The 22,701-nt window shown below is 60.3% G+C and carries 26 protein-coding genes; 19 read left to right on the plus strand and 7 right to left on the minus strand.

The genetic code is table 11. The features are described from left to right. Positions 1–101: 101 nt before the first annotated feature. Both CHN51_RS09750 and CHN51_RS09755 read right to left on the minus strand, forming a co-directional pair. Positions 102–1,100, minus strand: a complete 999-nt coding sequence (locus CHN51_RS09750) for an AraC family transcriptional regulator (protein WP_123906296.1) — start codon at positions 1,098–1,100, stop codon at positions 102–104. Positions 1,101–1,218: 118 nt separating this feature from the next. Beyond that, a complete protein-coding gene (locus CHN51_RS09755) occupies positions 1,219–2,613 on the minus strand; it encodes an amidohydrolase family protein (protein WP_164089102.1) in 1,395 nt (464 codons plus the stop codon). A gap of 296 nt (positions 2,614–2,909) precedes the next feature. On the opposite strand from CHN51_RS09755, the gene CHN51_RS20325 reads away from it, so the two are divergent. From CHN51_RS20325 to argC, 3 genes are all read left to right on the plus strand, one after another. After that, complete coding sequence (locus tag CHN51_RS20325) at positions 2,910–3,038, plus strand: hypothetical protein (RefSeq protein WP_276308567.1); 129 nt, start codon at positions 2,910–2,912, stop codon at positions 3,036–3,038. A 313-nt stretch (positions 3,039–3,351) separates the two neighbouring features. Then, positions 3,352–4,278, plus strand: a complete 927-nt coding sequence (locus tag CHN51_RS09760) for an NlpC/P60 family protein (RefSeq protein WP_240616682.1) — start codon at positions 3,352–3,354, stop codon at positions 4,276–4,278. A gap of 8 nt (positions 4,279–4,286) precedes the next feature. After that, entirely contained in the window at positions 4,287–5,216 is a 930-nt protein-coding gene (gene argC / locus CHN51_RS09765) for an N-acetyl-gamma-glutamyl-phosphate reductase (protein WP_100093846.1), read from the plus strand. Between the two features lie 20 nt (positions 5,217–5,236). Here argC and lepB read toward each other — a convergent pair whose 3' ends face one another. From lepB to pyrE, 4 genes are all read right to left on the minus strand, one after another. Continuing rightward, positions 5,237–6,097 carry a signal peptidase I gene (gene lepB / locus CHN51_RS09770; protein ID WP_100093847.1) on the minus strand — a complete coding sequence of 287 codons (861 nt, stop codon included), beginning with the start codon at positions 6,095–6,097 and terminating at the stop codon, positions 5,237–5,239. Between the two features lie 40 nt (positions 6,098–6,137). Then, the gene (acpS, locus tag CHN51_RS09775) at positions 6,138–6,539 is read right to left on the minus strand and encodes a holo-ACP synthase (protein WP_100093848.1); all 402 of its coding nucleotides are present in this window, start codon (positions 6,537–6,539) and stop codon (positions 6,138–6,140) included. Between the two features lie 157 nt (positions 6,540–6,696). Then, the gene (locus CHN51_RS09780) at positions 6,697–7,437 is read right to left on the minus strand and encodes a pyridoxine 5'-phosphate synthase (RefSeq protein ID WP_100093849.1); all 741 of its coding nucleotides are present in this window, start codon (positions 7,435–7,437) and stop codon (positions 6,697–6,699) included. Next, positions 7,428–8,021 carry an orotate phosphoribosyltransferase gene (gene pyrE, locus CHN51_RS09785; RefSeq protein ID WP_100095535.1) on the minus strand — a complete coding sequence of 198 codons (594 nt, stop codon included), beginning with the start codon at positions 8,019–8,021 and terminating at the stop codon, positions 7,428–7,430. Before pyrE ends, CHN51_RS09780 begins: the two co-directional genes overlap by 10 nt. Before the next feature lie 239 nt (positions 8,022–8,260). Here pyrE and coxB point away from each other — a divergent pair, with 239 nt between their 5' ends. The 16 genes from coxB (at position 8,261) to CHN51_RS09860 (ending at position 20,922) form a co-directional block, all read left to right on the plus strand. After that, positions 8,261–9,286: a cytochrome c oxidase subunit II gene (gene coxB, locus CHN51_RS09790; RefSeq protein ID WP_100093850.1), complete on the plus strand. Its 1,026-nt coding sequence runs from the start codon at positions 8,261–8,263 to the stop codon at positions 9,284–9,286. An 11-nt stretch (positions 9,287–9,297) separates the two neighbouring features. After that, the gene (gene ctaD / locus CHN51_RS09795; protein ID WP_100093851.1) at positions 9,298–10,959 is read left to right on the plus strand and encodes a cytochrome c oxidase subunit I; all 1,662 of its coding nucleotides are present in this window, start codon (positions 9,298–9,300) and stop codon (positions 10,957–10,959) included. Positions 10,960–10,991: 32 nt separating this feature from the next. Next, entirely contained in the window at positions 10,992–11,897 is a 906-nt protein-coding gene (locus tag CHN51_RS09800; RefSeq protein WP_100093852.1) for a heme o synthase, read from the plus strand. Next, positions 11,894–12,055 carry a hypothetical protein gene (locus CHN51_RS19755; RefSeq protein WP_164088916.1) on the plus strand — a complete coding sequence of 54 codons (162 nt, stop codon included), beginning with the start codon at positions 11,894–11,896 and terminating at the stop codon, positions 12,053–12,055. The genes CHN51_RS09800 and CHN51_RS19755 overlap by 4 nt, the downstream gene beginning before the upstream one ends. Next, on the plus strand, positions 12,055–12,642 hold the full coding sequence (locus CHN51_RS09805) for a cytochrome c oxidase assembly protein (protein WP_100093853.1): 588 nt from the start codon (positions 12,055–12,057) through the stop codon (positions 12,640–12,642). Before CHN51_RS19755 ends, CHN51_RS09805 begins: the two co-directional genes overlap by 1 nt. A 32-nt stretch (positions 12,643–12,674) precedes the next feature. Then, positions 12,675–13,541 carry a cytochrome c oxidase subunit 3 gene (locus CHN51_RS09810; protein WP_100093854.1) on the plus strand — a complete coding sequence of 289 codons (867 nt, stop codon included), beginning with the start codon at positions 12,675–12,677 and terminating at the stop codon, positions 13,539–13,541. A 9-nt stretch (positions 13,542–13,550) separates the two neighbouring features. After that, a complete protein-coding gene (locus CHN51_RS09815; protein WP_100093855.1) occupies positions 13,551–13,943 on the plus strand; it encodes a DUF983 domain-containing protein in 393 nt (130 codons plus the stop codon). Continuing rightward, positions 13,940–14,545 carry an SURF1 family protein gene (locus CHN51_RS09820; protein WP_100093856.1) on the plus strand — a complete coding sequence of 202 codons (606 nt, stop codon included), beginning with the start codon at positions 13,940–13,942 and terminating at the stop codon, positions 14,543–14,545. The genes CHN51_RS09815 and CHN51_RS09820 overlap by 4 nt, the downstream gene beginning before the upstream one ends. Positions 14,546–14,558: 13 nt before the next feature. After that, on the plus strand, positions 14,559–15,962 hold the full coding sequence (gene thrC, locus CHN51_RS09825) for a threonine synthase (RefSeq protein WP_100093857.1): 1,404 nt from the start codon (positions 14,559–14,561) through the stop codon (positions 15,960–15,962). Beyond that, a complete protein-coding gene (locus CHN51_RS09830; protein WP_100093858.1) occupies positions 15,955–16,839 on the plus strand; it encodes a class I SAM-dependent methyltransferase in 885 nt (294 codons plus the stop codon). Before thrC ends, CHN51_RS09830 begins: the two co-directional genes overlap by 8 nt. 37 nt (positions 16,840–16,876) lie before the next feature. After that, positions 16,877–17,248 (plus strand): dihydroneopterin aldolase, encoded by a 372-nt coding sequence (locus tag CHN51_RS09835; RefSeq protein ID WP_100093859.1) that lies wholly within the window; start codon positions 16,877–16,879, stop codon positions 17,246–17,248. After that, positions 17,245–18,012 carry an SDR family oxidoreductase gene (locus CHN51_RS09840; RefSeq protein ID WP_100093860.1) on the plus strand — a complete coding sequence of 256 codons (768 nt, stop codon included), beginning with the start codon at positions 17,245–17,247 and terminating at the stop codon, positions 18,010–18,012. Before CHN51_RS09835 ends, CHN51_RS09840 begins: the two co-directional genes overlap by 4 nt. Before the next feature lie 122 nt (positions 18,013–18,134). Further along, on the plus strand, positions 18,135–18,716 hold the full coding sequence (locus CHN51_RS09845; RefSeq protein ID WP_100093861.1) for a fasciclin domain-containing protein: 582 nt from the start codon (positions 18,135–18,137) through the stop codon (positions 18,714–18,716). 179 nt (positions 18,717–18,895) lie between these two features. Continuing rightward, positions 18,896–19,465, plus strand: coding sequence for a fasciclin domain-containing protein (locus CHN51_RS09850; protein WP_164089103.1), 570 nt, complete (start codon positions 18,896–18,898; stop codon positions 19,463–19,465). A 100-nt stretch (positions 19,466–19,565) separates the two neighbouring features. Next, entirely contained in the window at positions 19,566–19,976 is a 411-nt protein-coding gene (locus CHN51_RS09855) for an EVE domain-containing protein (protein WP_164089105.1), read from the plus strand. A gap of 22 nt (positions 19,977–19,998) precedes the next feature. Further along, positions 19,999–20,922 carry a glutaminase gene (locus CHN51_RS09860; protein WP_100095539.1) on the plus strand — a complete coding sequence of 308 codons (924 nt, stop codon included), beginning with the start codon at positions 19,999–20,001 and terminating at the stop codon, positions 20,920–20,922. Here the strand turns inward: CHN51_RS09860 and CHN51_RS09865 are convergent. After that, positions 20,919–22,571 (minus strand): thiamine pyrophosphate-binding protein, encoded by a 1,653-nt coding sequence (locus tag CHN51_RS09865; protein WP_100093863.1) that lies wholly within the window; start codon positions 22,569–22,571, stop codon positions 20,919–20,921. The two genes, CHN51_RS09860 and CHN51_RS09865, sit on opposite strands and share 4 nt — an antisense overlap. Between the last annotated feature and the right edge of the window lie 130 nt (positions 22,572–22,701).

Genomic DNA, 22,701 nt, shown 5'->3' on the forward strand with positions numbered 1-22,701 from the left:
GTGCTGGCTCACCGCAACCTAGGGGAATTGACGGTCCGATTGCTTGACAGGTCATGCCAAGCTTTTGACCCAGCGCGCCACCCCCGGCTTGTGTTGCCTGGCTAGTCGTTCTGCCGGTAGGCTTGCGGCGTTAGGCCATTCCAGCGCTTGAAGGCCCGGGTGAACGCGCTTTGCTCGGAAAAGCCTGTGAGAAAGGCGATTTCGGCCAGACTATAGTGGGACTGTTCCAGCAGGCCGCTGGCCAACGCGGACCGGGATTTCTCCAGCAAACCCTGGAAGGACATCCCTTCATCGGCCAGTCGCCGGTTAAGGGTGCGGTCGCTAAGCCCCAGTTTGCGAGCGATTTCCGCCTTTTTCGGCACCCCGGTCGGCAGGGCTGCGGAAATCTGCGACTGGACGCGCTGCTCGAAGCTGATGTCCCGCTGCAGCGTCGCAAGCTTGTGGTCGAGCTGCGCTTCGAAAAAGCGGGACATGGCCGTGTCGCCCAGCCGATTGGGTTCAAGGGTAACGGTTTTTGGGACGGCCAGAGCGTTGAATTGCGACGAAAAATGGACGGGACAGCCGAAATGTTGCTGATAATGGCTCGTGGATCCAGGCGGCGGGTCATGGCGATAATGAACCGCCAGAGGAGCAAAAGCGCGGCCCACCGAATCTTGCGCCAGGGCGAGGAACGAGGCCATCGCGGCTTCGTTGGACAGGCGCACGCCGGGCGAACGGGCTTCGCGATCCATCGCGATCAGGACGGTCTCCTCCTGTTCATGGACGGAATATAGTCTGGTGCCGTTGATCAATTCGGCATAGCGGGCTGCGCGCCGAAAGGATTCGAGCAGTGTCGGCGCGGATTTCCAAGCCAATCCGAGCACGCCATATTCGTCGCAGCGCATCGATGCGCCAGCTCTCAGGTGAAATTCTACCGGCCCGGCTTCGGTCTCGGCAAGCCGTTGCAACAGATCATAATAGCCCTCCTCGGACACCAGCAGGTCAAAATCCAGCGGCGTATCCGGATCGACACCCATTTCGCGCAACAGCAATGGCTTGTTCAGGGAATCGCTGGCCGCCGCAATGACCTTGCGGACGAACAAGGATGAAATTTGAGCCAATGCCTGCGGGCCCTCCGTTTGAACCTAGTGTCAATTTCTAGGCAAGCAGAGGCGCTCTGTGAAGCCGCTTTTTCAGGGCGGCGAGTGGTGGAAGAACAACGGGCCAGTCAACCGCCGATCACGAGGCGGGTTGTCCGCCCAATATGGACGGGTCCACGCCTTGTGCCCGCAGACCCTCGATCAAATTCTTCCGGGTTCGCGCCAGATCGGGCTGGCTGGCGGCCCCGTGCAGCTGATCCAGCGCAGTCCGGTCATAGAGACGCCCGCCGGCGATCACCATGGCCGGACGCCCCGCAGCATCGAGATCGTCCAGCGGATTGTCGTCGAGCAGAATGAGGTCGGCGCGGTGGCCGGGCGCGATACGGCCCGCTTCATCCGCTTCGCCGAGCGCCATTGCGGCATTTTGCGTTGCCGCGCGCAGGACTTCGCCATGTGACAGGCCGGCTTCGGACAGCAGATGCAGCTCCTGGATCAGGGACCGGCCGGGAATATTGGTGAAAATACCCGCGTCGCTTCCGGTAACGATCAGCACGCCGGCATCGGCGAAAATCTTTGTCGCCCGCTTGTAAAAATCAAAGGCGGCGCGCGCCGGGGCGATCGCTTCGCCGGACCAGCGATCGTAATTTTCCTGTTCCTGGGCCACGACCAGCGGGTTCAATATGTCCACGTCGGGCCGATCGAGATATTCTCCGCGCGTCTCGGCAACCCGCATCAGATTGTAAAAGGCGAGAAGGGTCGGATCGACCGGCACGCCGGCGGCTGCAACCCGGGCGGCGAGATTTTTTGCGGCGGCCTCGTCATGGGCATCGCGCAAGCCATGCCAGACAATCGATTCAATATGTTCGACGGTAATGAACCCGTCGTCCAGCAATTCCTCAAAGGCGATATTGAACGGGCGAGTCCGCGGCATGCCCGGTTCCCGGACGCCCTCGGGCGTGTGGCCCATGACCGTCATGCCGAGCGCTCTGGCTTCGTCGCGCGCCGCTTCATAAGCCTCGCGGGACAGGTTCGAATAGACTTTGATATGACGGTATCCGGCCTCATGCTGGGCGCGAACCGCGGCACGCGCCTCGGTGCCGTTCGCGACGATCTGGTGGTTTACCTGGGCATTGGGGCCGTAGCTGTTGAGAATGGGACCGGTGGTTATGAGGCGCGGGCCGGCGATTCGTCCGGCCGTGATTTCTTGCGCGAGGCGCAGATGAAAGGGCATGCCGGAAGCATTGCGGATCGTCGTCACGCCACGCGCCAGATAGGCGCCGAGCGCGGCTTCGTCCCAGACGTGCACGTGCATATCGACAAGGCCTGGCATCGCGATCCGGCCGCCGCCGTCGACCACGCGGGCAGCAGAGGGTATGGTTACAGCGGTCGTTGGTCCGACAGCCGTGATCGTTCCTCCGTCAATCAGAACCGACTGATCCGGTTTCAGCACCGGGTCTGATCCGCTGAGATCGAGAATGCGAATATTGCGGAGAAGCAGCGGAGGATCGGCTTGCGCAGCCAGCGGGGTGGGCATAAGCGCGAAAAAAAGCGCGACGGCAGGGAAGAATCTGAAGATAAATGCCTCCATATGCAGTTTTGTGCAAATTAGCATGACGACAAATGACGGTCAAAATCTTGTTGGCGGTCGCTGCCTGTTTTTGCGGTCTTCGGCAGACAGGGGGGATATGCTATTACGCTGGCTTGGGCTGCTCTGCCGCTACGGATTATTGACATCGATTGGGGTGAGGCTAGAATTTCCCCGATCTGGCGTGCGAATCGCGCAAGGCGTAGCGGATCACGTCAGGCCGGTAGATGTTGAAAGGGGCAAAAATGAATATCGATGAACAGCGCAAGGCGGACACCGAGAAGAAAGTATATGAAAAGCCGGAACTGATCCATCTCTCCGAGATTCACGAAAAGACCGACGCGCTGCTGACCAGCCTCTTCCGCGCATCCTGATTTCACAGCTTCCTTTTTTCGAGGCCCGACGCTGTAGTCCAGCATCCGTTTGACCAGTTCTGTTCCCGCGTTCCATAAGAGGGCGGCATGGCAGGGATGGGCGGTATAGATGCCCGGCAAACCTGCCGCCGCCAGACCGGCGCGGGGCTCCGCCGACAGCAGCGATGCCAGTCCGGAATATCACCAAAAGCGACACCGCTTGATTAAACGCCCTGAGGTCGTTTAAAGGCGGTCGATTGTCATCGCTTTGTCACATGGCGCTTAAGCCGCAGAGTCACGGACATTTTTTATCGCTATTGGGATTTCTAAACGCATGGACATGGAAACTGCAGATAAAGGCGCGCACGCGAAATTCGTTCTGACCGGCCCCGAAGGAAAATTCGACCCCCGGACCACGGCACATCGCGGCGATCTGGCCGATATCGCGCTGGCCGGCAAAATGTTTGCGCCACATTATGCCGAGTCGATGCCGATGCGCTGTTCCGCGCCAAAGGCGATGCTGCGCAAACAGCCCGGCAAGGATCACGAGGCGATTTCCGAATTGCTGCACGGCGAGGATTTCCACGTGCTGGACATCGCCGGTGACTGGGCCTGGGGCTATTGCGGCCATGACAATTATGTCGGCTATGTACCGGTTCATGCTCTGCAACATGAGAAAAAAACGCCCGAGCCGACCCATCTGGTCTTTGCCCGTGCGGCGCTGATCTTCATCGAGCCGGATTACAAGTCGGGCGTGATGAAGCGGCTGCCGATGGGCGCGCGGATCGCCTGCGGCGAAGCCAGCGAATGCGGCAATTATCTGAAGACCGGCAAGGGCTATGTCCATGTCCGCCATGTCCAGCCGATTGGCACGAAGGTGGTGTTTGACGGCAGCAACGGCACCGCGGCGCTCGCCGAACAGCTGATCGGCGCGCCCTATCTCTGGGGCGGCCGCAGCGGCGACGGTCTTGACTGTTCCGGCCTGATCCAGACGATATTGACGCTCACCGGCGTGGCCGCTCCGCGCGACACCGATCAACAGCTTGAGGCACTGGGCGAAGACATCGCCGCAGACGAGGAACTGCGCCGCGGCGATCTGATATTTTTTCCCGACCATGTCGGCCTGATGGTCGACAAGGAGCGGATCATCCATTCGACCTCCCATGCGATGCAGGTGATCATCGAGCCGCTGGCCGACACTATTGCCCGCTTTGCCAAAACCGCCGAGCAGCCGATATTGGCGCGCAAACGGCTTTCCTGAGACTGAATATGACGAAAACTGTTTTCATTGACGGCGCGGTGGGGACCACCGGCCTCGAGATCGCCGACCGGCTGGCCGGGCGGGAAGAATTTGCGATGGTCCGGCTGCCGGATGAAAAGCGCAAGGATCTTGCGGCACGGCGCGAAGCGATCAACGACAGCGATTTTGTCATATTGTGCCTGCCCGATGACGCGGCGCGGGAAGCGGTGGCGCTGGTCGACAATGACCGCACGCGGATCATCGATGCTTCGACCGCGCACCGGACGGCCGATGGCTGGGCTTACGGCTTTGCCGAATTTCGGGAAGGTCAGCGCGATGCTATCGCGGGGGCCCGCTTTGTCTCCAACCCCGGCTGCTATCCGACCGGCTTTCTGGCGCTGATCGCGCCGCTGATCGCCAAGGGGCTGCTGCCGGCGGACTGGCCCTTTGTGATGAACGCGGTGTCCGGCTATTCCGGCGGCGGCAAGGCGCTGATCGAACGGTTTGCGGATGAGCCCGACCTTGGTTTCCGCGCCTATGGCCTGAATTTTGACCACAAGCATCTGCCGGAAATGAAGACTTATGCCGGTCTGGCCCACGACGTTATTTTTTCGCCGTCGGTGATCCGCGCCTTCCGCGGGATGCTGGTTGATGTGCCGCTGCATCTCGGCGCCATCGGACCGGTGCGCGCAGAACAGTTGCTCGAAGAGCTGACCGATTTTTATGCCGGATCGACAATCGTTTCGGTGCAGGGCAGGGGCGACCTGTCAGAGCTGTTGATCAGCGAGAATGACGCGCCAACCGACCGGCTCGAGCTGTTTGTGTGCGGCAACGCCGAAGGCTATCACGCGCGCCTGATTGCAAGGCTCGACAATCTCGGCAAGGGCGCCTCGGGCGCCGCCGTGCAGAATCTCAATATCATGGCCGGTCTCGACGAGACCGCTGGTCTGCAGCTCTAGATTTCTGCGAATTCTGGCGCTTATTCGGAGGCTGTCACCGCTTCGTCAGGGCGCAGGCTGGTACCGGCCCGCCCGCTGCGGAAGGCGCCCCACCAGGTCAGCGGGTTGAGCGTCGTGGTGCCATCCAGCGAGAAAGTGATGAATTCGGCCCGTCCGCCGATATTCTCCCACGGGATCGGGCCGCCAAGACCAAGCGGACTGGCCACGCGGCTGTCGGCGCTCAGATCGCGATTGTCGCCAAGCAGATAGACTTGCCCTTCGGGAATTTCGAGCGGCGCCACATCGTCGGTATAGCGTGGACCAAGATCGATAATATCATAGCTCACGCCGTTGGGCAGGGTTTCGCGGAGAATGGGCAGGTTGCAGACCGGATTGCCGGCAGCATCGGTACCGCGCGCACCGGGGAATTCATGCTCGCCGCAGGGAGAATTGGCATCGATCGGGACTTGCAGGTCGGGCTGGACATCCTGTCTGACGGCAATGCCGTTGAGGAAAATCTGGCCGCCGCGCAATTCGATCGTGTCGCCCGGGAGACCGATGACCCGCTTGATATAATCGCTGCTCTGGTCCCTCGGCGTCAGGATGACGACATCGCCGCGTTCCGGCAGGCTGCCGAACAAGCGGCCCGATACGCGCGGAACGATATGGAAAGTCGGCGATACCCAGGACCAGCCATAGGCATATTTGCTGACGATCAGCCGGTCTCCGACGAGCAGGCCCGGCATCATCGATACCGAAGGAATGTAAAAGGGCTTGGCAACCAGACTGTGAAACGCCAGCACCGCCAGCAACAACAGAGCAATGCTCTTGATTTCGCCCAACCAGTCGGTCTTGTCCGGGTTATCGGTGGAGCCGCTGTCAGCGGTATTTTCTATCGACATATTCTGGTCTCTGGTTTCTGGTTCACGCCATCTTTTGTTGCTAGAGCGGGTGGGCTTCAATGATCACGAATGCCTGCGCCCATGGATGATCGTCGGTGAGTGTGAGATGAACGGTGACCCCATATCCTGCCGGAGTCAGCGCGTCGAGGCGTTTTTTGGCGCCGCCGGTCAGGGCCAGGGTTGGTGCACCGCTCTTGGCATTGATGACGCCGATATCCTTCATGAAAACGCCGGCGCGAAAGCCGGTGCCGACGGCTTTGGAATAAGCTTCCTTGGCGGCGAAGCGTTTGGCGTAGGTGCCGGCCTTGGTAAATGGCCGGCGGGCTGCCTTGCTACGCTCCAGTTCAGTGAACACGCGATTTTCAAAGCGCTCGCCGAAGCGGTCGAGTGAATTCTGGATGCGCTCGATATTGCAGAGGTCTGAGCCGAGACCGATGATCATGGATTTTTCTCCCTGCAGCGAAGCTGTGGGGAGGTGGCGCCGAAGGCGACCGAGGGGTCAACGGCAGCATTGGTGCATGGGGGCAGGGGCCCCTCCACCACCCTTCGGGCGGTCCCCCTCCCCATCTGCGATGGGGAGGAAAAATTGGCAGCTATTGTCATCGGGCTTCGTCCATCAGCGCGCGCATCTGTCTGATACTGCCGTCAAGACCGCTGAAAATCGCTTCGCCGATCAGGAAATGGCCGATGTTCAGTTCTTTGAGCTGCGGGATGGCAGCGATCGGGATGACATTGTCAAAGGTCAGGCCGTGGCCGGCATGCGGTTCAATACCGTTTTTGGCGGCCAGTGCGGCGGCATCGGAAATCCGGCGGAGTTCGGCTTCGCGTCCGGCACCGGTGACTTCGGCATAATGGCCGGTGTGAAATTCGACCACCGGCGCGCCGAGGCGGATGGCGGCCTCGATCTGGCGCGGATCGGGTTCGATGAACAGGCTGACGCGGATATTCGCTTCTTTCAGCTGTCCGACAAAATCGGCCAGCTTGTTGTGCAGACCGGCAGCATCCAGCCCGCCCTCGGTGGTCCGCTCCTCGCGGTTTTCCGGAACGATGCAGGCCGCGTGTGGCTTGTGACGCAGCGCGATGGCCAGCATCTCGTCGGTCGCCGCCATTTCCAGATTGAGCGGAATGGTCAGCTTGTCCATCAAGACGGTCAGATCATCATCGCGGATATGGCGCCGGTCTTCGCGGAGATGGGCGGTTATGCCGTCGGCGCCGGCTTCTGCGGCAAGCAGGGCAGCGCGCACCGGTTCGGGGTGGTCGCCGCCGCGGGCGTTGCGGATCGTGGCAACATGGTCGATATTGACGCCGAGACGAAGGTGGTTGGCGCTGCTCACGCCGATGCTGGTGCCGCGCGGCTGCCCGGCTTGGTCGCCGGAATGGCGGCGAGGTCAGCGGGGACTTCGTCGGCAGCATAAGATGGCACGTCCAGCGTCACCAGCGGGAAGAAGGGGACATCGAATTGCGCGGCGCCATTGGAACGGTCGACCAGCGCCCCGGCGGCAATGACATCGCCCCCAGCGTCCCGGATCGCCTGTATCGCTTCGCGCGAGGACAGCCCGGTGGTGACAACATCTTCCATCATCAGAACTTTCTGACCGGGTTCCAGCCGGAAACCGCGGCGGAGTTCAAATGTGCCCTCGGGGCGTTCGAGGAACAGCGCGTCGAGACCCAGAGCCCGGCCCATTTCATGGCCGATTATGACGCCGCCCATCGCCGGTGACACCACGATGTCGATCGAGCGCTTTATATTCTGGGGAATCTGGGCCACCAGGGCCTCGGCCATGCGGGCGGCCCGTGCCGGGTTCATCAACAGCCGCGCGCATTGCAGATATTTGCTGCTATGGCGACCGGAGGAGAGGATGAAATGGCCTTGCAGCAAGGCGTCACAGCTTCGGAATTCGGCTAAAATCTCGTCTTCTGTCAATGTTTCATCCCGCTCTATTTGTTTGCCTTCTGCCCAAATGGGCATATTGCGGCTGCATTGCCAGAAAAATTAAAGTCAAAAAACTGAAAAAATATCTATTCGGTAGCTTGAGGCTGGCGGCAACCATGCCTATAAGCCGCCGCAATCGGACTATTCCTGACGCGGGCTTGGTGATTCCAAACACCGGGCCATCGCCGGAAAACTACCGAAACTTGGGGTAAGATAGGGTTGAGCGATATATGACTCATTTTGTGAAAGCTTGGATTCTGGCTGTTGGCCTGATTCTCACGCCAACAGCATTGTCGGCGCAGGAAGCGCTGCCGGCAGCGCCGTCTGTAGAGCCGGCGGCGACCAGCGAACTGGAAGCGGCGGATGCACCCGCAGCAGCCGAAGCCAGCGCGTCCGGACTGGATCCAGCCCTCTATACCCCGATGAAACCGACGCCGGGCATCGGCATGCCGGTCGATGGCGGCATTGATTTCCAGGAGCAGTTCAGCGAAACCGGCCAGACCGCCCACTGGATCAACAACGCGATCCTGGTCCCGATGATGGTCGGTGTCAGCCTGCTTGTTCTCGGCCTGCTGTTCTGGGTCGTCTTGCGTTTCCGTCGCGGTGCCAACCCCGAACCGTCGAAAACGACGCACAATACATTCATCGAAATCATCTGGACGGTCATTCCGGTTCTGATCCTCGTGGTCATCGCCGTTCCGTCGATCAGCTTGCTTGCCCGCCAGTTTGAACCGGCGCCGGAAGAGGCGCTGACCGTGAAAGTGACCGGATACCAGTGGTATTGGGGTTACAGCTATCCCGATAATGGCGATTTCGAAATCATCTCCAACATGCTTCCCGAAGAAGAAGCCGAAGCACGCGGTGAACCCTATCAGCTGGCCGCCGACAACCGGATGGTCATCCCGGTCGGCAAGCCGGTCAAGCTTTTGATCACGGCGGCCGACGTCATTCACAGCTTCGCCATTCCTTCGGCATGGTTCAAGCTGGATGCGGTTCCCGGACGGATCAACGAGAAAGTTCTGCAGATCGACCGCGAAGGCGTCTATTATGGCCAGTGTTCCGAGCTTTGCGGCGCGCGGCATGGCTTCATGCCGATCACGGTTGAAGTGCTCTCCGAAGAGAAATTCAACAACTGGGTCCTCGCCAATGGCGGTACGGTGAAAGGCGCGGCGGCCGAGCCTGCTGCGACCGACGCTGCCGCAGACGAAGCGACCAACGAAATTGCAGCTGCTGATGCAGCTGCTGCGACCAACTGAGGGTTAGAGCAATGACAACTATCACAGCAGATGGCCATATTGACGATCACGCACATGACGCGGATCACAAGCCGGCCTTTTTCCAGCGTTGGTTCATGTCGACCAACCACAAGGATATCGGCACCCTCTATCTGATCTTCGCAATTTGCGCGGGCATCATCGGTGGTGCCATTTCCGGTCTGATGCGTCTGGAACTGGCCGAGCCCGGCATCCAGTATCTGCAAGCCTGGGCCAGCATTTCCAACGGCAGCGAAGCGACGATGGATCAGGCCTATCACCTCTGGAACGTGCTGATTACCGCGCACGGTCTGATCATGGTCTTCTTCATGGTCATGCCGGCGATGATCGGCGGCTTCGGCAACTGGTTCGTGCCGCTGATGATCGGCGCGCCGGACATGGCCTTCCCGCGGATGAACAATGTCAGCTTCTGGCTGCTCGTCCCGGCTTTTCTTCTGCTTCTGGGTTCGTCCTTCGTCCCCGGCGGTACCGGTAACGGTGCCGGCACCGGCTGGACCGTCTACGCGCCGCTCTCGACCAGCGGGTCGGTCGGGCCGGCGGTGGACATGGCAATCCTGTCGCTCCATCTCGCGGGCGCGTCCTCCATTCTCGGGGCGATCAACTTCATCACGACCATCTTCAATATGCGCGCGCCGGGCATGACCCTGCACAAAATGCCGCTGTTCGTCTGGTCGGTTCTGGTTACCGCATTCCTGCTGCTTCTCGCGCTTCCTGTGCTGGCTGCTGCAATCACGATGCTGCTCACCGACCGTAATTTCGGCACGACCTTCTACGACGCTGCCGGTGGCGGTGATCCGGTCCTGTACCAGCATCTGTTCTGGTTCTTCGGTCACCCTGAAGTCTACATCATGATCCTGCCCGGTTTCGGCATGATCAGCCATATCGTTGCGACGTTCAGCCGCAAGCCGGTGTTCGGCTATCTCGGCATGGCTTATGCGATGGTTGCCATCGGCGTGGTCGGCTTCGTCGTCTGGGCGCACCATATGTTCACCACCGGCATGTCGGTTAACGTGAAAATGTATTTCACCGCAGCCACCATGGTGATCGCGGTGCCGACCGGCATCAAGATCTTCTCGTGGATCGCGACCATGTGGGGCGGGTCGATGACCTTCAAGACACCGATGATGTGGGCCCTTGGCTTCATCTTCATGTTCACCGTCGGTGGCGTGACCGGTGTTGTGCTGGCCAATGGCGGTATCGACGACAATCTCCACGACACTTATTATGTGGTTGCCCACTTCCACTATGTGCTGTCGCTGGGCGCGGTCTTCTCGATCTTCGCCGGCTTCTACTACTGGTTCCCGAAAATGTCGGGCCGGATGTACAGCGAACTGCTGGGGCAGCTCCACTTCTGGATCTTCTTCATCGGCGTGAACATCCTGTTCTTCCCGCAGCATTTCCTCGGACAGCAGGGCATGCCACGTCGCTATGCCGATTATCCGGAGCAGTTTGCTTACTGGAACCAGATCAGTTCGATCGGCTATGCCGTGATGCTGGTCGGCGTGCTGATCTTCTTCGTGAACATCGGTTGGTCGCTGCTGGCTGGCCGCAAGGCAGAGGGCAACTACTGGGGCGAAGGCGCAACGACGCTGGAATGGACCCTGACCAGCCCGCCGCCGTTCCACCAGTTCGAAACCCTTCCCCAGATCAAGTGATCTGAGGACCCGTTGGAAATCTGGAAAGCAAAATGACCACTGCGTCACACACTATGCAAGGCCTGGCCAGCGCGAAGGATCTCTTCGCGCTGACCAAGCCGCGCGTGATGTCGCTGGTCATATTTACCGCGCTTTGCGGTTTGCTGGCCGCGCCGGGATCTATCCATCCGGTTATCGGATTTACGGCGATTCTGGCGATCAGCCTCGGGGCAGGGGCCTCGGCCGCGCTCAACCAGTGGTATGAGGCCGATATCGACGCTGTGATGAAGCGGACCCAGAGCCGTCCGTTGCCTGCGGGGCGGATGGACCGCGAGACCGCGCTGCATTTCGGCATTGGCCTGTCGGTATTTTCGGTTCTGCTGATGGGCGTTGCGGTCAACTGGTTCAGCGCGGCCTTTCTCGCTTTCTCGATTTTCTTCTACGCCGTGGTCTACACCATCTGGCTGAAGCGCAGCACGCCACAGAATATCGTTATCGGCGGCGCTGCCGGCGCCTTCCCGCCAGCGATCGGCTGGGCCGCGGTGACCGGTGACATGACGCTGATGCCGTTCCTGCTGTTCGCGATCATCTTCTTCTGGACGCCGCCGCATTTCTGGGCGCTCGCGCTGTTCGTGAACAGCGACTATTCCAAGGCCGGCGTGCCGATGATGCCGGTCGTCGCCGGTCGCCAGTCCACCCGCAAACAGATTTTCGGTTATAGTCTGGTGCTCGCAGCGGTCGCCATTGCACCCTTCGCGCTTGATCTTGCCGGAGCGGTCTATGGCGTGGCCTCGATCGCGCTGAGCGTGATATTCTGCGCGCTGTCCTGGCAGGTGGGGCGCAGCCAGACCACCGAACCGGAAGATATGGCGGCCGAAAAACGCCTGTTCAAATTCTCCATTCTCTATCTTTTCGCGCTGTTCGGTGCGGTTGTCGCTGACAGGATGATTTTGGCATGACCGAGCATGACCCGAATAGTGCGCCGATGAGCCCCGAAGAGCAGAAGGCCTATCAGGCACGGCAGAAACAGCGGGCGATCATATTGGCCGGACTGCTCGGTTTCATGGTCATACTCTTCTATTTCATCACCATCGTCAAAATCGGGTCGGGCTCCTGATGTCGACCGCCGAAGCCTCTCTTTCCAACAAGAACCGGCGCAGCGGTGTCATGGCCGCCTGCATGGGGCTCGGCATGCTTGCCCTGGGTTTTGCCGCGGTGCCGCTCTATGACGTATTTTGCCGGGTTACCGGCTATGGCGGAACCACCCAGCGCGTTGACGCGGCGCAGGCCGCCACCGTGCAGACCACCAGCAAGGTGATGTCGATCCGCTTCGATTCCAACGTCAATTCGGCGCTGCCCTGGTCCTTCAAGCCGGAGCAGGCGGTCGATCATGTCACCGTCGGTGCCCGTGACATGGCAATATTCATTGCCACCAACAACGGCGACCAGCCGGTTGTCGGAACCGCGACTTTCAATGTGACCCCGCTTCTCGCCGGCCAATATTTCAACAAGGTCCAGTGCTTCTGCTTCAGCGAACAGGTGCTGAAACCGGGAGAGACGGTGCGGATGCCGGTGCTTTATTATGTTGATCCGGCGATCATGGATGATCCGGAAACAAAAGATATTCAGGAAATTACGCTTAGCTATACCTTTTACCGTTCGGTCGACCAGCAGGCGCTGGACGCCGGTGCGGGCGATAGCTAAGAGATATTCGAGAGTAAGGTTAGGGAAATATTATGGCCGGTGCCAAAAATCATGATTATCACATTCTGCCGCCAGACATCTGGCCGTTCGTCGGTTCATTTTCTGCCTTTGTCATGGCCATCGGCGGTATTCGCTGGATGCACAGTGATATCTATGCGTTCGGACCGTTGCTCTTCGCTATCGGCACATCCGCTGTTGCGCTGACATTCTTCGCATGGTGGTCGAATGTGATCAAGGAAGCCCATGCCGGTGACCATACGCCGGTGGTACAGCTGCATTTGCGCTACGGCATGATCCTGTTCATTGCCTCGGAAGTCATGTTCTTCGTCGGCTGGTTCTGGGCATGGTTCGATTTTGCCCTTTTCCCCCAGCCGATCGAATTGCTGGACGGCATCACCACCAACTATATCGGTCAGGAAGGTGCTGCGGCGCTGCTGCAATGGCCACCAAAGGGTATCGAGGTGCTCAACGCCTTCGAACTGCCGCTGCTCAACACAATGATCCTGCTGTGCTCCGGCACGACCATCACCTGGGCGCACCATTCGCTGCTCCACGGTGACCGCAAGAGCATGATCACCGGTCTGTGGCTGACGATCATCCTGGGCGTGTTGTTCTCCTTCATCCAGGCTTATGAATATAGCGTTGCGCCGTTCCCCTTTGCCGGCATCAACTACAGTTCGGCATTCTACATGGCGACCGGCTTCCACGGTTTCCACGTCCTGGTGGGTACGATCTTCCTGATCGTCTGCCTGGCGCGGGCCTACAAGGGCCACTTCACCCCGAAACAGCATTTCGGTTTTGAAGCAGCCGCCTGGTACTGGCATTTCGTCGATGTGGTCTGGTTGTTCCTGTTCATCGTCGTCTATGTCTGGGGCGGCTGGGGCGCACCGGTCCACTAGGCCAGCGCGTTGACCGACACCGAAAATGGAAAAGGGCAGCCGGAGGTTCTTCCTGCTGCCCTTTTTGGTCTCTGCCCCGATTGCGGGCAGAAGACGCTTTTTGCCAATCTGACACGCTTTTCGGACAAGTGCCGCGCCTGTGGTCTCGACTATAGCCAGTATAATGTCGGGGATGGGCCAGCGGCCTTCCTGACATTGATAGTGGGCGCGGTCATTCTCGGGCTGGCGCTGGCGATCGAAGCGAATTTCCATCCGCCCATCTGGGTGCATATAATGCTCTGGGTGCCGCTGACCGTTGCTGCGGTTGTCGGATCCTTGCGGATGTCGAAAGCCTTGCTGCTGATTCTCGAACATCGCAATCAGGCCCGCGAAGGCAGTATCGACGGCAGCGACGGACCATGATCAGCCGCCTGCCGATATTCGGAACCATTCTCGTTCTGGTTGCCGTAGCGATCATGACCGGCCTGGGCATCTGGCAGCTGCAGCGTGCCGAATGGAAAAACGGGCTGCTGGCAAGCTATGCTTCGGCGTCGGATTTGCCGGCGATAGCCTATCCCGCCGTACCCGACGAGAATGATCCTCCCTATTTTCGCAGATCGACCGTCAATTGCCTGGAAGTGACTGGCTGGCGTTCGACCAGCGGGCGAAGTGCCAGCGGGCAATCGGGCTGGGCGCATATCGCCCAGTGCCGTACCGCTGGCGCGGAAGGGCCGGGCGCGCAAGTGGTTGCGGGCTGGTCCACCCGGCCGGACAATCCGGAATGGGCAGGCGGTATCGTCGATGGTGTAATCGCACCGGACAGCCAATATATCATCCGTCTGGTGGCCAGCGAACCGGTTGCGGGACTGCAGAAAAGCCAGCCACCGGCGCTGGAGGATGTCCCGAACAACCATATGTCCTATGCGGTCCAGTGGTTTCTCTTTGCCGCTATTGCCCTGGTCATTTTTCTGCTCGCGTTGCGCGGTCGCAACAAGGGCGTTGCCCAATCCGGCAACTTGTCCTAACCCGCTCGCCATCATGGACTATATCTCTACCAGAGGCGCTGCGCCCGCACTGAATTTCGAACAAGTAACCCTGGCCGGACTGGCTGGCGATGGCGGCCTTTATGTGCCCGAATCATGGCCGTCTTTCAGCCAAGGCGAAATCGCCGCGATGGCGGGGCTGTCCTATGTCGAGACGGCCGTCCGGGTGATGCAGCCTTTTGTCGGTAGTGCGCTTGGCGAAGCGGAACTTCGCGAACTTTGCGAACAGGCTTACGGCCGTTTCTCCCACGCTGCGGTGACGCCGCTGGTGCAGCTTGACGGGCGGCAATGGCTGCTCGAACTGTTTCACGGACCGACTCTCGCCTTCAAGGATGTGGCGCTGCAGATACTCGGCCTGTTCTTCGAGACATTCCTCGCCCGGCAGGACAAGCATCTGACCGTGGTCGGCGCGACCTCCGGCGATACCGGATCGGCCGCGATCGATGCGCTAGCCGGGCGGGACAAGGTCGATATTTTCATGCTTCATCCCGATGGCCGGATTTCCGATGTCCAGCGCCGGCAGATGACGACGGTGCGCGCACCCAATGTCCACAATATCGCGATCGACGGCAGCTTCGATGATGCCCAGGCGATGGTGAAGCGGATGTTCGCGGATCAGGAAGTGACCAGTCGCTTCTCGATCTCGGCGGTCAACTCGATCAACTGGGCGCGTCTGATGGCGCAGGTTGTCTATTATTTTTACGCCGCCAGCCAATTGGGCGCGCCGCATCGCAAGATCGCCTTTTCCGTGCCGACCGGCAATTTCGGTGATGTCTTTGCCGGCTATGTTGCCTCGAAAATGGGACTGCCGATTGAACGGCTGATCGTGGCGACCAATGTCAACGACATCCTTCACAGGGCGCTGAGCGCGGGGGACTATTCCACCGGCAGCGTGACACCGACCGCGGCGCCTTCGATGGATATTCAGGTCAGCAGCAATTTTGAACGGCTGCTCTTCGATCTCGAAGGGCGCGACGGCGCAAAAACCTCTGCCCGCATGGCGGACTTTGAACAGAGCCACAATATGCAGCTGGAGCCCGGCATGCGGGACACGGCGGCGTCGCTGTTCACCAGCTGCCGCGTTGACCCGGACGATATGGCGCTGGCGATGCGCTGGGCGCAGGACAAGGCCGGACAGATCATTGACCCGCACAGCGCCATCGGCCTGTCGGCAGCGCAACAGGTCGATCTCGACCCGGCGGTACCGGTGGTCACGCTGGCGACCGCTCATCCGGCGAAATTCCCCGATGCTGTGGAACGGGCAACCGGCATCCGTCCGTCTCTGCCGCGGCGGGTTGGAGACCTGTTTGACCGCGAGGAAAAATATACCAAACTGCCGGGTGACTATGACGCGGTAAAGAGCTTTATCATGTCCAATGCCACGCCGACCGATGGCTGAAAACAGCCCCGCCCCTTTATTGATGATCAGCGATCCGCGCAGCGACTATACGCTGGTGGATTCCGGTCATGGCCGCAAGCTGGAGCGCTACGGCAGATTTCATTTCATCCGCCCCGAGCCGCAGGCGATGTGGGCACCGGCCAAAGACGACTGGCAGGCGGATGGGGAGTTTGTTCCCGCGTCGGACGAGGATGGCGGCGGGCGCTGGCATCTGAACAGCAATGTCCCGGCAGAGGGATGGCAGATGGACTGGGAAGAAGTGACCTTCACCGCCCAGTGCACGCCGTTCCGGCATCTTGCCTATTTCCCCGACATGGACCCGGTCTGGCGCTGGTTCCGCGGCAATCTGGAGACGCTCGAATCGCCGCAGATGATGAATCTGTTCGGCTATACCGGTGTCGGCACGCTGGCGCTGTCGGCAGCCGGTGCCAATCTGGTGCATGTCGATGCCTCGAAGAAATCGGTCACGGCGGCGCGTGACAACGCGGCTTTGTCGGGCATGACCGACCGCCCGATCCGCTGGATCATCGACGACGCGGCGAAATTTGCCGCCCGCGAAGTAAGGCGCGAGCGGCGCTATGATGCGATCCTGATGGACCCGCCGAAATATGGCCGCGGGCCGGATGGTGAAATCTGGCGGCTGGAAGAACATCTGGCCGGACTGGTCGAGAATTGCGGACAATTGCTTGATGCCGACAGCCGCTGCCTGTTCCTGACCGTCTATGCGGTGCGCATGTCAGCGCTGGCGCTGGGGTCGCTGCTGAACGAAAAGCTGGCCCATCTGGGCGGCACGATCGAGGTTGGCGAACTGGCGGTGCGCGAGGAAGCGCGCGGGTTGCTGCTGCCGACCGCGATATTCGCGCGCTGGTCCGCCTGACTTGCCATTTCCCCGCTAACATGGTCAGATATTATCTATGACAGACACATTGCTCCTGGAAGTCAACGACCTCGATGTCGACGTGCTCACCGGAATCTATTCCGAAGAGACCCACTTGCCACAGCCGCTGCGCATTTCGATCGCTGCCGAACTGAAAGTGCAGGAGCGTTATGAAGCGGACACGTCGCTCGACCATTCGAAAAATTATATGGACCTGAAACATGCCGCGACGGATGCGCTGCCGGAAGGCGTGCATTTCAAGCTGATCGAGGCGGTCGCGGACCATATCATCGAGACATTGTTCCTGCAGGACGCGAATATTCTTCGCGTTACGGTGAAGATCGTCAAGCTGCTGATCTCCGAAAAAGGGGAGCAGATCGGCATCACGCTTAGCCGGAGCCGGAAATGACCGCGCCAATCGCGCTGGTCACCGGCGGCGTGAAACGGGTGGGCGCGGCGATTGCCGCGCGACTGGCCGAGGCCGGCTATGCGCTGGCGCTGCATGGCAATAGCGATGCCATCCCCGAAGAGGGCTTGGCCAGGAAGCTTGCGGAAACAGGCTGTGACTGGTCCGGTTTCCAGCAGGATTTTCTTGAGGAAGGCGCCGCCGAAGCGTTGATGGACCAGATCGTCGACCATTTTGGGCGGACGCCGGATCTGATCGTCAACAGCGCCTCGATATTCGGGCAGGATGATGCCGGCTCTCTGTCGGAAAAGGATTTGCAGGAGCATTTGCGGGTCAACAGCATGGTGCCCGTGCTGCTGACGACCGCTCTCCATCACCGCCGGCCCGCCGGCAGCGATCGCGCCTGTGTGATCCACATATTGGACCAGCGCATCCGCAATCCCAATCGGGACCAGCTGAGCTATACGCTTTCGAAACAGGCCCTGGCCGGTTCGGTTCGCTCGCTCGCCGTGGCCTGCGCGGACAAGCTCCGCGTCAATGGCGTCGCGCCGGGACTGACGCTGACGGCCGGTGAATATGGCGAGGAGCAGCTGGCCAATATCACCGCGATGATGCCGCTCGACCGGCTGCCGGAGCCGGATGATATCGCCGACGCGGTTCTCTATCTTGCGCGCGCAAAGGCGGTCACCGGACAGATTGTCTATGTCGACGGCGGCGCCAACCTGAAGAGCTTTGACCGCGACTTCGTCCATCTCGGCAAGGACTGAGCCTTCCGATACGCCTCAAAGGACAGGTTCTAACCTTTCCCGAAATAGCCCATCTCGCAATCATCCAACGCCGGCCGCCTTCGCGGTGGGCGGGATGCATTTGCAATTTTGAAAGGCTCATCATGCGTATTTCCCCCAAATTGATCCTGACCACCAGCGCCGTTATCGCGCTGGCCGCCTGCTCCACCGAAGCGCCCCAGGCCGCCGTCGACGAAGGCTCAGCCAATGCGATGATGGATTCGGCTGATAGCGCCGAAACCGGAACGATCGTCGATGTTGCCGTGGGCAATGCCGATTTCTCGACGCTTGTCACCGCAGTCACCGCGGCGGATCTGGCGTCCACTCTGGGCAGCGAGGGACCCTTTACCGTCTTTGCGCCGACCAACGACGCCTTTGCCAAGGTCGACCCCGCCACGCTGAATGCCTTGCTGACACCGGAAAAAAAGGCGGATCTGACCGGCCTGCTGACCTATCACGTGGTTGCCGGAGAGCTGAAAGCGGCTGATGTCATCAGCGCGATCACCAATGGCGGTGGCACCGCGGTGCTGACCACGGTGCAGGGCGGAATGCTGAAGGCCACGCTGGATGGCGATTCGGTCATTCTCGAAGACGAAACCGGAGGGAAATCAACCGTCATCCTGACCGATGTCGAGGCATCCAATGGTGTGATCCACGCGATCGATACGGTTGTCATGCCGGGATAATTTTGATCCGCCTGAACCAGGTCGGACGACAAAGGGCTTCACCGCTAGGTGGAGCCCTTTTCTATTAGGGTTTTTGTGGGTTTCCTTCTGGTGCAGGCAACGCTAACCCGCGCCTTCGAATTTCATCACCACTTGTTCGTATGGTGCGTCAAGCGGATGGATCACAAGAAAGGAAATTCATGTTCAACGCCCCCAAAATTATTCTGGCATCATCTCTTCTGGCACTGGTACCGGCCTGTTCTTCGGAATTGAGCAAAGAGGACCAGGAACTGCTCGATGCGCGCATCGCCGACGAAGCGAAGCCGACCAACCTGATCGCCGTACTGCAGGCCAATCCCGACCTCAGCACCGCGAGCACCTTGCTCGGTCTTTCCGGAGTTGGCGCCGAGCTCGATGGCGATGGATCCTACACGGCATTTGCCGCTACCAACGAAGTCTACAACAAGATGGACGCTGAAAAGCTGAGCGAGCTGATGCATGCGGATAACAAGGACGCGCTGGCCGACATCACGAAATATAGCCTCGTCGAGGGCAGCATGACTTCTGCCGATATCGCCAAGGCAATCACCGACGGCGGCGGCACCGCCAGCATCACCACCCTGCAGGGCGGCGTGATCAAGGCGAGCATGGAAGGCGACAAGATCGTTCTTGAGGACGGCGCCGGCAACAAGGCCAATGTCACCCAGGCCGATGTGGAATCGACCAACGGCACGCTGCACGTCATCGACGCGATCCTGATGCCGAAATAGGTTCGGATATCACAGGACAAACCAGGCCTCGCATGATTGCGGGGCCTTTTTTGTTTGCGCAGGGTCGGCTAGCATCGGCTGCGCAGCGAAGGAGAGTGATATGCCGCAATATTGGCTGATGAAATCGGAGCCGGATGAATATGGCTGGGATGATCTGGTCGCCGAGGGTGAAGGCATCTGGGACGGCGTCAAGAATGCGCAGGCGTCGAACAATATGAAGGCTATGCAGAAAGGCGATCAGGTCTTTTTCTACCATTCGCGTCAGGGGCTGGACGTGGTCGGCATCATGGAAGTGAGCGAAGAGGCCTCTCCCGATGTGACGACCGACCCGGACCGCTGGGTGGTGGTCAAGGTAAAGCCGGTTCGGAAACTTGCCAGATCAGTGCCGCTCAAGGCAATGAAGCAGAATCCCGAGCTGAAAGATCTGGCGATCATCCGGCAGACGCGCTTGTCGGTGGCTCCGGTGACGGAGCAGGAATGGCAGGCGATACTGGAGATGGCGGGTGAGTGAAGACAATCCGGACTGGCCGGAAATCCTCAACGCGGTCGAACAGGCGGTCGCTCCTGAAATCGGAACCGGCAAGGTCGCCGACTATATTCCGGCGCTGGCCAGTGTCGATCCGCGTAAATTCGGGCTGGCGGTGGCGCTTTCCGACGGACGGATGGAAACGCTCGGCGATTCCGATGAAGCATTCTCCATGCAGAGCATATCCAAGATTTTCACTCTTTCACTGGCGCTCAAGGCGGTCGGCGACCGGCTTTGGGACCGGGTCGGGCGGGAGCCGTCAGGTTCGCCGTTCAACTCGATCGTCCAGCTGGAAAATGAACAGGGCATACCGCGCAACCCGCTGATCAACGCAGGCGCGATCGTGACCACGGATCATCTGGTCGAACATTATTGCGCCGACAGCGACGGTGCCGAGCCGGCGGTGGTAGAGCTGCTGACCATGTTGCGGCGGCTGGCGCAGGACGACACGATCCAGATCGACAGCGCTGTTGCCCTGTCGGAAGCGGAGTCGGGCTCGCGCAACCGGGCGCTGGCCCATTTCATGGCGGCCTTTGGCAATATGGCGAATCCGGTAGAAAAAACGCTCGCGGCCTATTTCCGCCATTGTGCCGTTGCGGTCACCTGCCGCCAGCTCGCGCGCGCCGCATTATTCCTGGCCCATGGTGGCCGCGATCCTGTCACCGGCGAGCAAGTCGTCACCCGCCAGCGATGCCGCCGGATTCTGGCGGTGATGATGTCCAGCGGCCATTATGACAATAGCGGCGACTTTGCCTATCGGATCGGCCTGCCGGGAAAAAGCGGCGTCGGCGGCGGCATATTGGCCGTCGCGCCGGGGCAGGGAACCATTGCGGTCTGGTCGCCGGGCCTGAACCGCGCCGGAACGTCCCGGGTCGGCAGCCTCGCGCTGGGAGAGTTGGTGCGGCAGACGGGATGGTCGGTGTTCGGCTAGTCGGCGCTTCGCAATCCGCTCACGGTCGCGCCGGCAGCGGTCAGAAATTCGACGTCGGTTTTCAAGTGAAGCAATCTTAGTCCCTTGCGTTTCATGGCCTCGGATAAAGCCGGTGCAAAGTCGTCGGTGGCTTCCACCGTCGCGCTCCAGCCACCATAGGCCTTTGCCAGTGCCGCGAAGTCGGGGTTCTTCAGCGATGTCGCCGAAAGTCTTGCCGGATATTCGCGTTCCTGGTGCAGGCGGATGGTGCCAAAGCTGCCATTGTCGATCACCAGCACCAGCAGGTTGGCGTCATACTGGATCGCGGTGGCGAGTTCCTGACCGTTCATCATGAAGTCGCCGTCGCCCGCTATAACCACCGACACGCGGTCGGGGAAGCGCAGGGATGCTGCGACCGAGGCCGGGACGCCGTAGCCCATGGCGCCGGATGTCGGGGCGAGCTGGCTGGGGAAGGCGCCATATTTCCAGTAGCGGTGCCACCAGCCGGAAAAATTGCCGGCGCCGTTGCAGATAATCGCGTCGGCGGGAATCTGCTGTTGCATTGCCTCCACGCAGAGGCCGAGATCGAGCTTGGCGGCACTGGGTTTCGGGTTCGACCAGTCCAGATAGTCCTGATGCGCGGCCTTGCCGGCTTCGAAGGTGAGGAGATCATCGTCCCACAGCGCGACCTGTTCAGCGAACTCGTCCATCTCGGCGCAGATCGGCAGGTCGGTGCGATAGACATGGTTGAGCTCGTCGGGATCGGGATGGACGTGGACGAGAATCTGGTCGGGATGGTCGGGGGTGATCAATGTATAGCCATCGGTGGTCGCCTCGCCGAGCCGCGCGCCGACCGCAAGTATCAGATCCGCGTCCTTGATCCGCTGGACCAGCTTCGGATTGGGGCCGTAGCCGAGATTGCCGGCATAGACCGGGCTTTCGTTGGGAAAATTATCCTGCCGCCGGAACGCAACCGCCACCGGCAGTCCGATGCGCTCGGCATATTGGGCGAAATAATGTTTGCTCTTGGCACTCCAGCCCGCGCCACCGATGATCGCAATCGGGTCGGTCGCATCGCGCAGCATGTCGGTGAGTGTCGTCATCGCGTCCGGACAAAGCGGCTGGGCCGGGGCGACGACCTTGGGGCGGTCGAGTGCTTCGACCTCGTCGCGCAGCATGTCTTCGGGCAGCGACAGAACGACCGGTCCCGGGCGTCCCGAACTGGCGGTATCAAAAGCGCGGGCGATATATTCCGGAATTCGCGCTGCATTGTCGATCCGCGCCGCCCATTTGGCGAGCGGGGTGAACATGGCGGTGAAATCGACTTCCTGAAAGCCCTCGCGGTCGCGGTCATCGCGGGCAACATCGCCGATGAACAGGATCATCGGCGTGCTGTCCTGCATCGCGGTGTGGACACCGATGCTGGCGTTGGTCGCGCCGGGGCCGCGGGTGACAAAGGCAATGCCGGGGGTACCGGTCATCTTGCCGTCGGCCTCGGCCATGAAAGCGGCGCTGCCGTCTTGCCGGGTGGAGACGGTCTGGATGGTGCCGCAGTCGTGGAGCGCGTCGAGCACGGAGAGAAAGCTTTCGCCGGGAACGGTGAAGATGCGATCGGTGCCCTGGATGACCAGTTGGTCGACGAGTATTTGTGCCCCGGTGCGTTTTTTCATGTTTCTTTCTCCATGCTCACCCGCCCTTCTCCCGTGAGGGAGAAGGATATGAAGCCTTGGCAGCTTTGCTGCCTAGGCGAAGTTGGATGAGGGCGTTCTGTCCTCGGAATATTGTACACCCTCACCCAGC

Origin of the sequence: Sphingorhabdus sp. YGSMI21, from assembly GCF_002776575.1 — a bacterium.
Lineage (GTDB): Bacteria > Pseudomonadota > Alphaproteobacteria > Sphingomonadales > Sphingomonadaceae > Parasphingorhabdus.

Bases quoted from the DNA above. Each gene is read 5' to 3' on its own strand.
- CHN51_RS09820 (WP_100093856.1), top strand. From the start codon at position 13,940: ATGATCAGCCGCCTGCCGATATTCGGAACCATTCTCGTTCTGGTTGCC.
- CHN51_RS09840 (WP_100093860.1), top strand. From the start codon at position 17,245: ATGACCGCGCCAATCGCGCTGGTCACCGGCGGCGTGAAACGGGTGGGC.
- CHN51_RS09855 (WP_164089105.1), top strand. From the start codon at position 19,566: ATGCCGCAATATTGGCTGATGAAATCGGAGCCGGATGAATATGGCTGG.
- CHN51_RS09760 (WP_240616682.1), top strand. From the start codon at position 3,352: ATGGACATGGAAACTGCAGATAAAGGCGCGCACGCGAAATTCGTTCTG.
- CHN51_RS09845 (WP_100093861.1), top strand. From the start codon at position 18,135: ATGCGTATTTCCCCCAAATTGATCCTGACCACCAGCGCCGTTATCGCG.
- argC (WP_100093846.1), top strand. From the start codon at position 4,287: ATGACGAAAACTGTTTTCATTGACGGCGCGGTGGGGACCACCGGCCTC.
- ctaD (WP_100093851.1), top strand. From the start codon at position 9,298: ATGACAACTATCACAGCAGATGGCCATATTGACGATCACGCACATGAC.
- CHN51_RS09850 (WP_164089103.1), top strand. From the start codon at position 18,896: ATGTTCAACGCCCCCAAAATTATTCTGGCATCATCTCTTCTGGCACTG.
- CHN51_RS09755 (WP_164089102.1), bottom strand. From the start codon at position 2,613: ATGCCCACCCCGCTGGCTGCGCAAGCCGATCCTCCGCTGCTTCTCCGC.
- CHN51_RS19755 (WP_164088916.1), top strand. From the start codon at position 11,894: ATGACCGAGCATGACCCGAATAGTGCGCCGATGAGCCCCGAAGAGCAG.
- CHN51_RS09865 (WP_100093863.1), bottom strand. From the start codon at position 22,571: ATGAAAAAACGCACCGGGGCACAAATACTCGTCGACCAACTGGTCATC.
- coxB (WP_100093850.1), top strand. From the start codon at position 8,261: ATGACTCATTTTGTGAAAGCTTGGATTCTGGCTGTTGGCCTGATTCTC.
- CHN51_RS09835 (WP_100093859.1), top strand. From the start codon at position 16,877: ATGACAGACACATTGCTCCTGGAAGTCAACGACCTCGATGTCGACGTG.
- CHN51_RS20325 (WP_276308567.1), top strand. From the start codon at position 2,910: ATGAATATCGATGAACAGCGCAAGGCGGACACCGAGAAGAAAGTATAT.
- CHN51_RS09830 (WP_100093858.1), top strand. From the start codon at position 15,955: ATGGCTGAAAACAGCCCCGCCCCTTTATTGATGATCAGCGATCCGCGC.
- thrC (WP_100093857.1), top strand. From the start codon at position 14,559: ATGGACTATATCTCTACCAGAGGCGCTGCGCCCGCACTGAATTTCGAA.
- lepB (WP_100093847.1), bottom strand. From the start codon at position 6,097: ATGTCGATAGAAAATACCGCTGACAGCGGCTCCACCGATAACCCGGAC.
- CHN51_RS09810 (WP_100093854.1), top strand. From the start codon at position 12,675: ATGGCCGGTGCCAAAAATCATGATTATCACATTCTGCCGCCAGACATC.
- CHN51_RS09800 (WP_100093852.1), top strand. From the start codon at position 10,992: ATGACCACTGCGTCACACACTATGCAAGGCCTGGCCAGCGCGAAGGAT.
- acpS (WP_100093848.1), bottom strand. From the start codon at position 6,539: ATGATCATCGGTCTCGGCTCAGACCTCTGCAATATCGAGCGCATCCAG.
- CHN51_RS09805 (WP_100093853.1), top strand. From the start codon at position 12,055: ATGTCGACCGCCGAAGCCTCTCTTTCCAACAAGAACCGGCGCAGCGGT.